Below are 13,307 nucleotides of genomic sequence, written 5' to 3'. Positions count from 1 at the left end.
GGTATGCTAGATATAAATTTCCAGATCCAAAAAAAATGGCCCAGATCCGGACTTACGTCGATAATTAAGTCGGAGAAGAAGATTTCCTTTTTTACGTTTACTCGTATTCTGCACGGATGAATCTGTCTTCCTAGAAACGATATGTTTTATTTTTTATACGAAAGATTTTTCCAAGATCTAGATTCCTTAAGGCTTTTCAGCTATGTAACCGTTCGGGCCTTGATGGCCGGATTAACTTCCATGTTCCTGACTTTTTGGTTCGGGGGAAGGGTGATCGATTTTTTACACGGATTAAAATTCAGGGAAAGTGTACGGGACGACGGACCGAAATCTCATAGCTCCAAGTCGGGGACTCCTACAATGGGCGGTCTTATGATCGTATCCGCTTTGGTTGTATCCGTTTTACTTTGGGGAAATTTAAGAAATTCGAATGTTCTTCTCTTACTAATTTGTTCTATTTCATTCGCTACCTTAGGATTTATCGACGATTATATGAAGTCGGTAAAAAAGATCAAGGGTGGAATGAGAGCCCGCACTAAGTTTGCCGCTTCGGTGGTTTTAGCCGCGATCTTTTGCGGAGTTTTTTTGTATTCTACGGGAGAGGCTCCGAAAGGTACTACAGGTAAGATCCTATTCCATTTGACGGATCTATTCTTACCTTTCGTGAAAGGGCCGATCCTGTCTTGGGGATATTTCGCGATCCCGTTTTCGATTTTAGTAATATTAGGATCTTCTCATGGAGTCAATCTGACCGACGGTTTGGACGGTCTTGCCGGCGGGACCGCAGGGATTGTTGTCGGAACTCTCGGGTTGATAGCATACGTTTCCGGAACACCTGTCGCTGCAAATTATTTGAATATTCCTTATCTTCCTCATGCGCATGAATACAGTGTTTTCCTTGCAGCATTGACGGGAGCATTGATCGGGTTTCTTTGGTTCAATAGTCATCCTGCCCAGGTTTTTATGGGAGATACCGGGTCCTTATTTTTAGGAGCCACCATCGGGCTCACCTGCGTAATGTTAAAAAAGGAGATCCTACTTATTATTTTAGGCGGGATTTTTGTCGCAGAATCCTTGTCTGTGATCCTACAAGTCGGTTCTTTTAAGCTGACTCAAAAAAGGATTTTTAGAATGGCTCCATTACATCACCATTTTGAATTGGGAGGGGTGCCTGAAACAAAAGTGGTCATCCGCTTCTGGATAGCAGCCATTATTTTAGCGATCATCTCCTTATCTAGTTTGAAAATACAATGAAGGCGCTCGGGAGAAAGTTCAAAGATTTTTGGGAATCTCCCGATTCCCCTTTCGATCTGGTCCTAGTAGGATCCGTGTTCTTTCTTTTACTCTTCGGAATATGTGTGATGTATTCCAGTTCCTCAGTCACAGCATGGAGAGAATTCCAAGACTCGGAGTATTTTTTAAAAAAACAATTGGTCTGGGCCGTTATCGGTCTTGTGGTTTTTTTCTTCTTTGCGAATTTTCCTTACAAACGTTTGGAAAAATTCGCGTTAGGCGGGATTATAATCAGCATTCTTCTTTTGGTCTTAGTTTTTATTCCAGGCATTGGAAAGTCGGTCGGGACTTATTATGGAAGGAACTTCCATAGATGGATCGGGATCGGACCTTACCAATTACAACCTTCCGAGATCGCTAAATTGGCGGTGGTAGTTTATTTATCTTCTCTCATGGTAAAACTAAAATTAAAAGAGAATCGAGATCCTAAAAGATTTATTATTCCTGCGTTACTATTACTCTCTGTCCTGATTTTGATCTTAGCGGAGCCCGCATTCGGGACCACGATGGAAATTCTATTCGTTGTGATTGCTTTCGTATTTTTATTCGGATTTCCCGTCCGTAACCTTCTTCTTGTAGGTTTGGTATCTCTTCCTTTAGCGTATCTTCTTATCAGCCAAGTAGGTTATAGAAGGAAAAGAATGGAAGTTTGGTTGGATCCATACCGCTTTCGTTACGATGAGGGTCACCAATTAGTGACTTCTTTTAGGGCCTTTTTGGACGGAGGCTGGTTTGGAAATAAGTTGGCCAGCGGATATGCCCATAGATATCTAACCTATAGTCATACTGACTTCGTTCTTGCCACCTATGTGGAAGACTTCGGATTTATAGGATTTTTATTCTTCTTTACTTTGGTTATGGTTCTTCTTTCCAGAGTGTATGTTCTTCTCAAAAGAGTAGATGATCCGTTCGGTTTTTATTTGGGAGCGGGCCTATTGTTTATTTTAGGGACCCAGTTCGTTATTAATAGTTATGTGGTCACCGGTCTTTTTCCGATCACAGGGATCAGCTTGCCGTTTATGAGCTATGGAGGATCTTCCCTTCTCGTGGTTTTGGCGGCCTTCGGAATTCTTGTCAATATAACTAGAAAAGAAAACATAGGCGTATGAGATCGGTTTTAATCGCAGCCGGAGGGACCGGAGGCCATATTTCCCCAGGGGTTGCGCTTGCGGAAAGTCTTGTGGACCGAAAAGATTCCTTAGGGATCTCTAACGTTTTTCTACATTCTTTGATCCGAAACAAGGATAATCCGGATTTAAAACAAGCTCCTTGCGAAGTAGTCTGGCATAATACTCCCTCTCTTTCCGGAAATTTTCTTTTATTACCTTTTCGATATATATTCCAACTTGTCCGATCCTGGATCAAGTTCAGGCAACTAGGTGTGGACGCTGTGATCGGGATGGGCGGATATTCCAGCGTTCCGGCACTCTTATACGCGGTGATCTTCGGCAAAAAATTGTATTTATGCGAACAGAATTGTATCCCTGGAAAAGTGAACCGGATATTTTTCAGATTTGCGGATAAGGTGTCCTTTAGTTTTCCTCCAAAGGACACAAAGATTTCCTGTAGTTGGGAAATATTAGGAAATCCTTTAAGATCCAAAACGGTCCCTAAACTTGCTTTAAAGTTTAGCGAAAAATGGGATCCTAAAAAGAAAAAACAATTTAACGTTTTAGTAATGGGCGGTTCTCAGGGAGCAAGACAGATCAATAATATGGTAGTCAACCTGATGAAACACGAAATGATCCAGGAAAGGTTCCGTTTTAGGATGTTGACGGGGACCGCGTTATACGACGAGGTTTCTAAAAAGACAAAGGATGCGGACCTGATCTCTTATTCGGATAATATGGCGGAACATTACGACTGGGCTAACCTGGTCATCGCTCGGTCCGGTTCCGGGGTCCTTTCCGAATGTGCCGCTTACGCTCTCCCTATGATCTTGATCCCATATCCTTTCGCAAAAGACGATCATCAAACAGCGAATGCGAAATACATGGAAGCGAACGGTGCAGCAGCCTTGCTCGAGCAACGGGATGAGGACGAAAGCAAACTTTTCCGCATCTTGGACGGATTTGCTCAGAAGCCGGAACTATTAAATGAAATGTCTATTAGATCATTAGAATGTTCTCATGTAGAAGCCTCTACTGAAACGGTAGGTTTCTTTTTCGAAAATACGAAATAATGGAAAGCGGGTCCATCCAAAAAAGACTGGGATTTTCCAAACCTTTTTTCCTCGGCATCGGCGGCTCCGGCATGTCTAGTCTCGCCCATATATTGGCGGATGCAGGTTTCGAAGTTTCCGGTTATGACGGAAAAAAAAGTCAGGTCACCGAAAACTTAGAGAAGAAGGGTGTAAAAATTTTCTCCAAACTTTCCGATCTTGGAGAAAATATTGAATACGACTCCGTAATTTATTCTTCCGCTATCCGATTGGATTCCCATCCTATTGCTTCCTTCTTTAGGCAAAAAGGGGTCCGATTCTTTCATAGATCCGAAGTTTTGCATCTCTGTTTTGAAGATTTGACTTGTATAGCGGTCGGCGGTTCTCATGGAAAGACTACAACGACTGCGATGACCGCCCATATACTCGATGATCTGGGATATTCCCCTTCCGTAATGGTAGGTGGGGATGTTTCCTTTTTGAATGGAGTAGGTGGAAGATTTTCCGCCGGTAAGTTTGGGGTCTTTGAGTCGGACGAATCCGACGGAACATTCTTAAATCATAAGGCCCAAGTGCGTATCCTTACGAATATAGACGAGGATCATCTGGACTTTTATCATACCCGTGAGAAATTATTGGAAGCATTCTCCCGATTTATTTCTTCCGGAACACAAACGGTCGTTTTAGATCTGGATGATCCGGGTATAACGGATTGTTTGGAACTGGTGCAAGATAAATCCAAAATATTCGGCTTTTCTTCCTATAATACCAATGTTAAAGCGGCCGACTTTCAAAATTTAGTACATTATAAAATAGAAAATAAGAAACTGACCTTCTTCCTGAATGGAAGGGAATTCGAGATCAGTTCCCGATTTCCCGGAAAACATTATCTTACGAATTCATTGGCTGGAGTACTTGCGGCTTATTCTATAGGAGCGGATCCTGAAAAAGCAGCCAAGTCGGTTTCCGGATATGCCGGAGTGAAACGCAGGCTGGAATATATCGGAAATAAAAATGGTGTGGATATTTACGATGATTATGGGCATCATCCCACCGAGGTCCAAGCAGTGCTTTCTTCTGTCCGAGAGTTATCCGGAGGAAGGGGAAAGCCTGTGATCCTATTTCAGCCTCATAGATATACTCGGACTAAAAACTTATACGAGGACTTCGCCAAAAGTTTGGACCGAGTGGAAACAGTTCTACTTCTTCCCATTTATTCCGCTGGAGAAGATCCTATCCCGGGAGTCTCTTCCGAACTTATCGCGGACAAAATGAAGATACGGCCTAAAATCCTTTCGGGTAATCTTGGAGCGGATCTATCCGTCCTGAAGGAAATACTTAGCCCCGGAGACGTATTCGTAAGTTTAGGAGCGGGGAATGTTCGGGATTGGGGACTTGGACTTTTGAAGTCTTGAATTCGATTTTCGAATTTCTAATGTGTTTATTCATAAATACAAATAACAGTGATATGTTCTTTTTCTAAATCGGATCATTTCAAAAAGTATTGGACGAATCTTGAAAATCCACCATTTTGACGAGTAGTAGAATGAAGTTAGTAATCAATATACCTTGCTATAATGAGGAAAAAACTCTTTCTGCGGTACTTGCCGAGATCCCTAAAAAGATCCCAGGAATCAAAACGATAGAAGTCCAGATCGTGGATGACGGTTCTACGGATCGCACTTCGGAGATTGCAGCTTCTTACGGGTGTAAAATAATTTCCCACAAAAAAAACTTAGGACTGGGAAGAGCATTCAAATCCGGAGTGGAGGCTGCTCTGGAAAGTGGTGCGGATATTTTCGTAAACACGGATGCGGATAATCAATATCCTTCTTCTTATATTCCTGATCTGATTGCTCCGGTCATGACAAGTTCCGTGGACATAGTGATCGGGAACAGAGTGCCTTGGAAGGTGGAACATTTTTCTCCATTAAAGAAAACTCTACAATGGTTCGGGAATCTAATCGTTCGAAATCTGATCGGGACCGATATTCCGGATACTGTCTCCGGCTTCCGGGCTTATTCTAGAGAAAGTCTATTAAGACTAAATGTAACCACTAAGTTTTCTTACGTTTTGGATACAATTGTGCAAGCAGTCAAAATGGATCTGACTGTTTCTTCCGTTCCGATCCGTACGAATCCTCCTACCAGAAAGTCTAGGTTATTTAAAAATATATTCCAGCATATGTGGAAGTCCGGTACTTCTTTGGTAAGATTATTGATCATATACAGACCATTTCAATTTTTTGGGGTCTTGGCTGTTGCTTCGTTTGTTCCTGCATTAGCGATTGCGATCCGATTCTTGGTCTTTTTCTTTTTGGGAATAGGTAAAGGAAATGTGCAGTCTTTATTGTTTGCAGTTGTGTTAGTGATTATTTCCGGTCTGTTTTTGGTTTCCGCGATACTGGCGTTTTTGGTCGGTATGAATAGGAAATTGAACGAAGAAATTTTGTATTATGAGAAGAAGAGAACTTTTTTGCCTTCTTCTCAACTAAAGAATAGAAAAATATAAAAGTAGACGGGTTTTATATTCCGATCAGCCCCGTGAGATAAAAAAGTTCACAATATTAATAATATTCGAATAATCTGAAATTGGTTTTTGAAAATGAATACGAAAAAGGCTAATCGAGAAAAACCTAAGATCGCCTTATTCGGTCCAATGCCTCCTTTTAGAGGAGGTATATCTCAGTATACATTTCAACTTCAGAGGGTATTAGAGAAGAAATCCGATCTGCTCACAATCTCCTTTCAAAAACAATACCCTCGTCTTTTGTATCCGGGCAAAACCGATTTGGACCCCTTTTATAAAGGAAAATTAATCCAAAAGGTCTATTATATTCTCGATGCATTAAATCCATTCTCTCTACTTAAAGCTGTGAACTTAGTGGTAGATTACGGATGTGAAATAGCGATACTTTCTTGGTGGACTTTATTTTGGTCGCCTGGTTTTTCCTTTATCTCCTCTCGCTTGCGGAAAAAAGGAATTAAGACCGTTTTTTTGTGCCATAATTTGTTCGATCATGATTCGGGATCCTTAAAGAAGTTTATTACGAAAATATTAATTAGAAACGCGGATGGGTATTTGGTCCATAGCTCCGAACAGAAGGCAATATTAACTTCAATGTTTCCTGACAAAATTGTATTACAAAATCCGCATCCGATATATCAGCAATTCCCGGATCCTAAAAAACGTCTCAAGGCAAAAGGAAAGTTGGAGCTTCTTTTTTTCGGATTTATACGTCCATACAAAGGATTAGATCTTTTGTTGGAAGCTTTGGCGAAGTTGAATGACCCCGAAATCCATTTAACGGTAGTCGGAGAATCTTGGAAAGATCCTAACGAATTGATCTCCTATTCCAGGGGATTGGGGCTAAAGAATGTCGAATTTCATTTGGAATATACCGATGAGGTTTCCGTATCTGAATTTTTTCAACGTTCGGATCTTGTCGTATTACCTTATCGTTCCGCAACTGGTAGCGGAGTGGCAACCATTGCATATCATTTCGAAAAACCGATATTGGCGACTCGGGTCGGAGGTTTTTTGGATATGGTAATAGAAGGTAAGACCGGTTTTTTGATCGAAGCAGGTAATTCGGATCTAATAGCTAAGAAGATTGCCTCTCTTTCCAGAAAGTCTTTGGAAAAGATGAAACCGGCGATCCGGGACTTCAAAAAAAGTTTTACTTGGGAAAGTATGACCTCAAAAGTTTTGGAATTTCATTCCCAATTAGTAATAAGAAAATAGAAGTTCTTATTATATTCGATTTGCGGAGAAAAAATGAAGAAAGCAAAGCCGAAACAAAATAGATCGCGTAAGAACGAATTTAAAAATTCTAATGTTCTTTTGATCGGGACTTATTCCTCTGAAAATAAAGGGGATGCAGCCATGGAGCTAAGTGTTGCGAATAAGATCCGAAATGAATTAGGTGCTACGGTCAGGATCTCTTCTCCATTTCCACATATTGATAGGACATTCTACTCAGATTTCGAAGTAGTGTTTTCTCAGAGGAGAAAGTTGATTAGAGCAAGTATTCAATTATTTTTGGCGTTCATTTATTCTCTTTTTCCGAAGTTGATCCAAGAAAAATTTTCCTTTTTAATTCAGTCCGACGAAGGGAAGGCCATCCTAGATTCCGATTTAATCATAGACTTGAGCGGTGATATGTTGACTGAAGATTACGGTCCGCATGTGGCATATTCGCATTTTATTCCGATCCTGATGTCGATCTTTCTCGGAAGGAAGGTTTTTCTTTGCGCCCAATCGATCGGTCCTTTTAAGCTTACTCTTTTTTTGGCTAGATATATTTTTTCAAAAGTCTCTCTGATTACGGTTAGGGAATCTATTTCGTACGATTATATGAGACGTTTCGGGTTTACCGATTCAAAGCTGACTAAGACTGCGGACGTCGCTTTTTTGCTGGAGCCATCATCTGCGGAGAAAGTAAATGAGATATTAAGGTCGGAGGGACTCTCTCTTCCTAAAAATCGTATTATCCTAGGGGTTTCCGTAAGCGATATTGTTCAAAGAAAATATGATGCGAGATCTGATCGTAACGGTCGATTCGAAAACGAATTTGCTTCTATGCTGGATAGATTGATCGAAACGGATCAAGTTTTCGTTGTTTTTATAAGCCATGTAACTGGACCCTCAGAAACTAAGGACGATCGGAATCTTTCGAAAAGAATATTTTCTAAAATGAAAAACAAAAAATCCGGGTTCGTATTGTCCGGAAATCACAGACCGGAAGAGATTAAGAAGATCATTTCGCTGTTTGATATATTTGTCGGAGCGAGAATGCATGCGAATATCGGAGCTCTTTCCGTCGGAATTCCTATAATTGCAATTTCCTATAGTCATAAAACTCCCGGAATTATGAGGGAATTCGGATTGGAAGATTGGGTCCATCCTATCGAAACTTTGAATATTGAACAGTTACAAGATTCTATTTTAGCAATGTATAAAAAGAGGAAAACGATCTCTTCCCAAATTTTAAAATCGAATAAAAGGATTAAGTCGATTTCGGAAGAGAATATCCTAAAGATCAAAGAACTTCTTTCCTAGTCCTATTGATAAAGATTAAATCCTTTTTTAGGTCGTGTTTTGAAAAATGCTCGACCTAGGATGGAATGGGATGCTTGGATAAACAGTAAAACAAATATTTCCGATACAAGAGATCATAAACAAAATCGTATCGGAACGAGGGGTTTCATGGAGTATTTGTGCGGATGTTTATACAAAAATTCCATAAAGAAGGATGGACATGTATCCATCAAAGAGCGGTTATCCAAATACCACGGTCAGTCTCCTAAAACTTTCCTAGATAAACCGCAGATCGAATTATTTTCTTCCGCCATCGGATCTAGATTTCTTTCCGGCCAACATTCCGAATCAGATGTATATGTTATTTTTTTAGGACCAGTTAATGGAATCTGGAAAGATTCTTATAGTGGCTTTGATTTAGAAACACCGGACCTCGCGGCAAAATATATCTTAGATTTTTACTTGAAGAACGGCGTTACAGATCTAGGCAAATTGATCGGACAATTTAGTTTAGCAATTGTCGATAACCGAAATGGAACCAAAGTTTTTCTGTTGGGAGATTCTACCGGAATGAGATCTTGGTTCGTTTGGGACGAAGGGGACCGGTTCCTATTCGGAACACATTTAAGCTCCGTTGCAATAATGGGGGAATCCGTAAAAATAAATCAGACTTACGAAGATTTCTTTCTGACTTATGGATTTATACCTTTTTCTAAAACCGTATATCAAGGTATTGAAGTTGTGCCGACCGGAATGTTTTTAGAGACCGGAATCCAAGATGGAGATAAAAGTTATTCGTATAAACCTTTGACGAAACCGGAACAAATTTCTGAAAACCTGGATAGTTTGTCGTTATCGGAAATGGTGGATCGATTGGATGAAACATTCTTATCTTCGTTAGCCTCTCAGGTCCCTTCCGGACAAAAAAACGTGGCAGTTTTATTAGGGGGATTCGATTCGGCATTGGTTGCCTCCGGCTTAACTCGATTGGGTAAACAGGTCCATACATATAGTTTCTTTTATGAAGATGAAAGCTTTAACCAACCTCATACCGATACTCTATCCAGATTTTTAGGGAACAAACACAGTTGGATTAAAGTGGATGAGAAGGTCATTTTAGACGGTCTCAATCATTTTTCCGAAAATTTCAATTATCCCACGAACTGGCTGAACTACTTAGTGCAAACAAATCATCTTGGAAAGCGGATCAAAGAAGACGGAAACGATTTCGTATATACCGGGGACGGATGTGATGTGGCGTTTATGGGTTATCCGAGGACACATTTTGTTGCACATTGGGTTAAATCTATTAACCGTTTGATCCCTAAATTCCTGATTGGTTCAGTAATCGGATTGATAGAGGCGTTTAAATTCGAATTATTAACCGGTAGGCCAAGCAGAGTTCTAGTTGGATTACTCAGAAATTCCATGTTTAGATCCGATCTGCGTGGATTCATAAATTTTAGGATATTCGACGAATCCTCGGTAAAATTGTTAAGAAAGAAGAAAACTATGCCTGCTCAGACGAATGAAATGATCTTAACGAAATTATTGCAAACTGGATCGACTCTTTCCATCGACCGAAAGGCATATCTAGGTAAGTCCCTACAGTCTCCGAATAAGGCAAAAATTATCGGAACTTCGGATACGAACGGTTTGGTGATCCAAGGGCCCTATCTTCATCCGATCCTGAAAAATTTCGCGATGAGAATTCCCGATTCGATGCTTAGGCCGAAAAAAAGTACGAAAAATTCGAAAATAGGTAAATATGTTCTCTCTTTGATGGCAGAATCGAAAAAATATCTTCCGGAAGAAATAATATACCAGAAGAAAGTCGCTGCGGTAGATGCTCCGGTTGATGTTTGGTTTAAAAGGTATTTAAGAAACGATATATCCAAATTGATCCTCGAAAACTGCCCTTTCGAAGTGAATCCAAAATATTTAAATAGTCTTTTCGAAGAAAAATCCATCGAAGAATTTTACCGGAATAAGATCTCTTCGGATACGATCACTACTCATGAGCTTTCGCTGCTTGCTACTTATTCCTCTTTTGCAAAATTAAGGACAAAGGATTGAAATTAGTTTCGAGTTCAAAAGCGAATAAAAACATTGTCTTAAAGTTTATTTTCGAATTGTATACTTTTCGAAAATAAACGTTTGGTACATGAAACTTCAACACATTAAAAGTTATTTATTTTTCTTTCTTAGGATCTTATTTGCGATCGGGTTAGGCACCTACGTTTTCTTGACTGTGGATTTTGCCTCGGTTTGGAATGCCCTTCTTCGATTTAGTCTCCCTCTTTTTGCACTTTCATTTTGTTTAAGTACTATCTGTTCGATAGTAATTCCGGCGATGACTACAAATCGCGCGCTAAAGGTGAGCGGTATCGATATTTCACTTTGGGAATCGATAAAGATAAATTTTTCAATGAGGCTTTATGTAATGATATTGCCTCAAGTAGTAAGCTCCGGTATACGTTGGTTCCGATATAGGGGACCGGAGAAAGGAAAGGGTTGGGAAGCGGCCTCTATTATCTTTTTTGAAAAGATAGTTCAACTTTTTTTTATTACTTTTAGCACGTTTGTTTTCTTCCTGATCAAGATCGATACCATTCCGTTAGCATTAAAGAATTCAATACCCTTGATCGGCATATTAGCGATTGGATTTTTCTCGTTGATCGTTCTATTTCTTTCCCCTTATATTTTTAAAACGTTTGGATTTATATTTAAATTTGCGCGGGATCATTTCCCTCATTTTGTCGCTAAGAGGGTGGATAAAATCGAAGATGCGATCCAAGTTTATCATAAATTGGGAAATCGTTCCGTAGCTTTTATGTTTTTCGGGTATCTATCCGCTCATTTGATTTTTATACTTAGCTCTTACGTATTAGGGGCTGGGCTCGGGATCGGAATGGACTATATCGATATGGGATGGGTGAGATCTATTGTTTTGACGCTAAGCGCATTACCGATCACTATTGGTGGTTTGGGAGTTCGGGAATTGGGCCACATTTACCTAATGGGGTATTTGGGAGTGGCTAAATCTGTGGCGGTTACTTTTTCACTTTTGATTTTCGCCATTCAAATCCTAATCGCCTTACTGGGGGCCTTTTTCGAGATTTGGAGATTTTTAGCGCATTCGAAAAGGAATTTAGGAAAGTAAAAAGGATTTTATGTATAGTTTTTCCGAAAACGAACTGATCGTCTTAGCCATAAAGGCCGGTTTGGAGACTGTAGCTCTTTTCTTTATTCTTTGGTTATTATTCTTAAAGTTTAGAATATTAAAATATTTTCAAATATTAAATCACACCTCGATCTTATGGTTTTTGCTCTTCGTCTTTCTTTGGACAACTGTACAAGTTTTGGATCGATGGCAGTATTTTTTCCCGCAAAAAGTGAGCTTTTATCCGCTTGCTCGTTTTGCGATGTTTCAATTAGGCAAAAAGAGAGAGATTAGGGAAAGTTATATTTGGACTGTCAAACTGGAAAATGGAGAAGAACAGGACTTTAATCCGGTATCTTCATTTTCTGCAATCGGTCAGCCATCTTTAAGCACCAGACTGGAATTGTTACGGGAAGAATTAGATTCAGAAAAAGACTCCAAGAGGGAGCATGGTCAAAAGGAAGCCAAACTTTGGGCAAATTCCGTAAGGAATTATTATCAGAGTAAAAATGCAAAAAAAGTAAATTCGGTAATATTTTATAAAACCGCTTCGCCCGACGGAAATAGTATCTTAAGGACGGAACTTTTTTCGGTGGTATTTTAAATGAAAAAGGTCCTTTTACACGCGGATGCGGACTCTCGAACTCTGGGTTTTGCCAGGATCTTCATTTTCGCGATCGTATTTACGCATGTATTTTTTGATCGAACCTTAGTGTTGTCTTATCTCGATTCGGCTCTTTTTTTTCCTCAAGGGATACTTAAGCTCGTGCCTTCCGATTATTGGATCGGGATCAACTCGGTCGGATTCCTTTTAGTCTTTAAAATTCTTTTATTGTACTTTTTATTCGGAGCGATATTAGGAATCAATCATTGGTTTCTCTATGCTTCCTATATAGGATTTGCGATCTTTTTAGGGATCGAGAAAGGTTTTGGCGGACATGTCGATCACCGAGAGCTCTTTCTGGTGTATATTATGTTTTCCTTATCCTTAACCCCGTGTTTAGATTCGTTGAGCGTAAGCAGATCCGAGCCTCCGGATGAAAAAAATCCCGAGGTCTATAGGGCTGCGATGTTACTCGTTTTGATGGTCCCGATCCTGGAATACGTTTATATAGGAATTGCGCGATTGTTTATCGGCTTTCCGGAAGTGTTTCATCCGGACATCATGAAAGGTTGGATCCTACATGGAATGATCCGTCCAACTAGATTTCCTTCCACGGGGATCGCCGGTTATTATCTTTCTCACAGCTGGTTGAATTGGACCTTATATTTTATTTTAGCGTTTTCTACCGTTTTGGAACTTTTGGCCTTGTTATTTCCATTTCTTAAAGAGTGGCCGAAACGTTTGCTTATTTTTTCTCTTATGGGATTTCATATTAGCATTTTCTTAATAATGAATATTGTCTTTATAGAAAATCTTGCAGTTCTTTTCTTGTTCTTTAATTATGGACCCTATTTGAATAAATGCCTCGGACTTTTTCTAGAAAAAGGTAAGGTTTTACGGGATTTAGGACATAGGGCCCTTTTAAATTTCAAATATCCGACCTCTGAAAAAGCGGATTGAAACGTTAGGTTGGCCGGAAAAGATCATGATTAATGATTGCGTCTTGCCTTGCAAAAGTAAGAATGCCTTAACTTCTCTCAAAACT

General features: G+C 39.8%; 11 protein-coding genes. All 11 read left to right on the top strand.

Annotation, left to right across the window (positions count from 1 at the left end):
- Nucleotides 1-141 precede the first annotated feature (141 nt).
- The 11 genes from mraY to AB3N61_RS13040 all read left to right on the top strand — a co-directional run bounded on the left by mraY (nucleotide 142) and on the right by AB3N61_RS13040 (nucleotide 13,222).
- Nucleotides 142-1,254, top strand: a complete 1,113-nt coding sequence (mraY, locus tag AB3N61_RS13090; RefSeq protein ID WP_020768771.1) for a phospho-N-acetylmuramoyl-pentapeptide-transferase — start codon at nucleotides 142-144, stop codon at nucleotides 1,252-1,254.
- Complete coding sequence (locus AB3N61_RS13085; protein ID WP_020768897.1) at nucleotides 1,251-2,402, top strand: FtsW/RodA/SpoVE family cell cycle protein; 1,152 nt, start codon at nucleotides 1,251-1,253, stop codon at nucleotides 2,400-2,402. Before mraY ends, AB3N61_RS13085 begins: the two co-directional genes overlap by 4 nt.
- A complete protein-coding gene (locus tag AB3N61_RS13080) occupies nucleotides 2,399-3,475 on the top strand; it encodes a UDP-N-acetylglucosamine--N-acetylmuramyl-(pentapeptide) pyrophosphoryl-undecaprenol N-acetylglucosamine transferase (RefSeq protein WP_367897795.1) in 1,077 nt (358 codons plus the stop codon). The genes AB3N61_RS13085 and AB3N61_RS13080 overlap by 4 nt, the downstream gene beginning before the upstream one ends.
- Complete coding sequence (murC, locus tag AB3N61_RS13075) at nucleotides 3,475-4,869, top strand: UDP-N-acetylmuramate--L-alanine ligase (protein WP_257588188.1); 1,395 nt, start codon at nucleotides 3,475-3,477, stop codon at nucleotides 4,867-4,869. Before AB3N61_RS13080 ends, murC begins: the two co-directional genes overlap by 1 nt.
- 131 nt (nucleotides 4,870-5,000) lie before the next feature.
- Nucleotides 5,001-5,966 (top strand): glycosyltransferase family 2 protein, encoded by a 966-nt coding sequence (locus tag AB3N61_RS13070; protein WP_367897794.1) that lies wholly within the window; start codon nucleotides 5,001-5,003, stop codon nucleotides 5,964-5,966.
- A 93-nt stretch (nucleotides 5,967-6,059) separates the two neighbouring features.
- Nucleotides 6,060-7,199, top strand: coding sequence for a glycosyltransferase family 4 protein (locus AB3N61_RS13065; RefSeq protein WP_367897793.1), 1,140 nt, complete (start codon nucleotides 6,060-6,062; stop codon nucleotides 7,197-7,199).
- Between the two features lie 33 nt (nucleotides 7,200-7,232).
- The gene (locus AB3N61_RS13060; RefSeq protein ID WP_367897792.1) at nucleotides 7,233-8,516 is read left to right on the top strand and encodes a polysaccharide pyruvyl transferase family protein; all 1,284 of its coding nucleotides are present in this window, start codon (nucleotides 7,233-7,235) and stop codon (nucleotides 8,514-8,516) included.
- Nucleotides 8,517-8,663: 147 nt separating this feature from the next.
- Nucleotides 8,664-10,571 (top strand): asparagine synthase-related protein, encoded by a 1,908-nt coding sequence (locus AB3N61_RS13055; protein ID WP_367897791.1) that lies wholly within the window; start codon nucleotides 8,664-8,666, stop codon nucleotides 10,569-10,571.
- A gap of 88 nt (nucleotides 10,572-10,659) precedes the next feature.
- Nucleotides 10,660-11,658: a lysylphosphatidylglycerol synthase transmembrane domain-containing protein gene (locus AB3N61_RS13050; RefSeq protein ID WP_367897790.1), complete on the top strand. Its 999-nt coding sequence runs from the start codon at nucleotides 10,660-10,662 to the stop codon at nucleotides 11,656-11,658.
- 10 nt (nucleotides 11,659-11,668) lie between these two features.
- Nucleotides 11,669-12,262 carry a hypothetical protein gene (locus AB3N61_RS13045; RefSeq protein WP_367897789.1) on the top strand — a complete coding sequence of 198 codons (594 nt, stop codon included), beginning with the start codon at nucleotides 11,669-11,671 and terminating at the stop codon, nucleotides 12,260-12,262.
- Nucleotides 12,263-13,222, top strand: a complete 960-nt coding sequence (locus AB3N61_RS13040) for a hypothetical protein (protein WP_367897788.1) — start codon at nucleotides 12,263-12,265, stop codon at nucleotides 13,220-13,222.
- Nucleotides 13,223-13,307: the final 85 nt, after the last annotated feature.

It is taken from the genome of Leptospira sp. WS58.C1, assembly GCF_040833995.1.
Taxonomy (GTDB): Bacteria; Spirochaetota; Leptospiria; order Leptospirales; family Leptospiraceae; genus Leptospira_B; species Leptospira_B cinconiae.
The sequence above is the reverse complement of the archived record's forward strand: the minus strand, read 5'-3'. Positions and strand labels throughout refer to the sequence as shown.